Genomic DNA, 1332 nt, shown 5'->3' with positions numbered 1-1332 from the left:
GTCGACGAACAGCGTGGGCCCTGCCAGCACGGTCACACCACCGACCAGCGCCAGCGAGCACTCACCGGACCGCAGCGACTGTGCGGCCAGGTGCAGGGCCACCAGCGAGGAGGAGCACGCGGTGTCCACCGACTCCGACGGGCCTTCGAGGCCGAGGGCGTAGGACACCCGGCCCGACACCACGCTCGTCGTCGATCCGGTCAGCCGGAACCCCTCGATCTGGGGCAGGCCGCCGGCCGGCGCCGCCGCGTAGTCCGACGGGCCCACGCCGCAGAAGACGGCCGTGTCGCTGCCGCGCAGGGACGTCGGGTCGATGCCCGCGTTCTCGAACGCCTCCCAGGCTCCTTCCAGCATCAGCCGCTGCTGGGGGTCCATCGACAGTGCCTCGCGCGGGCTGATCCCGAAGAAGTCCGCGTCGAACTCGGTCGCGGTGTCCACGAACCCGCCCACGCGGGAGTAGGAGGTGCCGAGCCTGTCCGGGTCCGGGTCGTAGAGCCGCTCCAGGTCCCAGCCGCGGTCGGTCGGCAGCCCCGACATCCCGTCACGGCCCGAGGCGACGAGGTCCCACAGGTCCTCCGGCGAGGTGATCCCGCCGGGGTAGCGGCAGCTCATGCCGATGATCGCCAGCGGCTCGTTCGCCCGGTCCTCGACCTGCCGGAGCCGGCTCCGGGTCTCGCTGAGCTCGACGGCCGTCCTCTTCAGGTACTGAACGAGCTTTTCCTGCTGTGGGTCGGTGCTTTCAGCGCTCATGTTCACTTTCCTCTTCACCCCTCGCCGATCTCGGCGTCGATCAACTGGAAGACCTGGTCAACGGTCGTGGCCGCCTCGATCAGTGCACGCGTGCTCTCTCCGCCCTCGGTGATGTCGGCGAGCAGCTTGCGCAGCCGGTCCGCCACGCGCTGCTTCTCGCTGTTCGCGCTCGCGGCGAGCATGCCTTCGAGCTTCGTCAACTCCTGGTCGATGAGCGGCTCTTCGCTTCCTCCACCGATCTCGGCGAGGATCAGCCGGGCGACCGCCGCCGGTGTCGGGTGGTCGAAGACCAGGGTCACGGGCAACCTCATCCCGGTGGTCTGGGTCAGCCGGTTACGCAGGCCGACCGCGGCCAGCGAGTCGAAGCCCAGCTCCTGGAAGGCCCGCTCGGGCGCGATGGTGGCCGCCGAGGCGTGGCCCAGGACGGCCGCGACCTGTTCCCGCACCAGGTCGAGCACGACCTTCTCGCGGACGGCCTCCTCCGCCACCCCGGACAGCCGCTGGGTCAGCGACCCGCCCGTGGAGTCGGCGCGCCGTGCCGGCGTGCGCACCAGTCCGCGAAGCAGCGGTGGGAGCAGCCCG

At 71.0% G+C, this 1332-nt stretch carries 2 protein-coding genes; both read right to left on the bottom strand.

The genetic code is table 11. The annotated features are described in order from the left end of the window. The coding region (locus IH00_RS0103310) for a beta-ketoacyl synthase N-terminal-like domain-containing protein (protein ID WP_031069338.1) at positions 1-750 on the bottom strand (750 nt) is incomplete at its 3' end. Between the two features lie 14 nt (positions 751-764). Then, on the bottom strand, positions 765-1332 hold a 568-nt coding region (locus IH00_RS0103305), incomplete at its 5' end, for a phosphopantetheine-binding protein (RefSeq protein WP_031069337.1).

The sequence above is a fragment of the Streptomyces sp. NRRL S-118 genome, from assembly GCF_000716335.1.
Taxonomy (GTDB): Bacteria; Actinomycetota; Actinomycetes; order Streptomycetales; family Streptomycetaceae; genus Streptomyces.
Note: the sequence above shows the minus strand (reverse complement) of the source record. Positions and strands in the feature narration are given on the sequence as shown.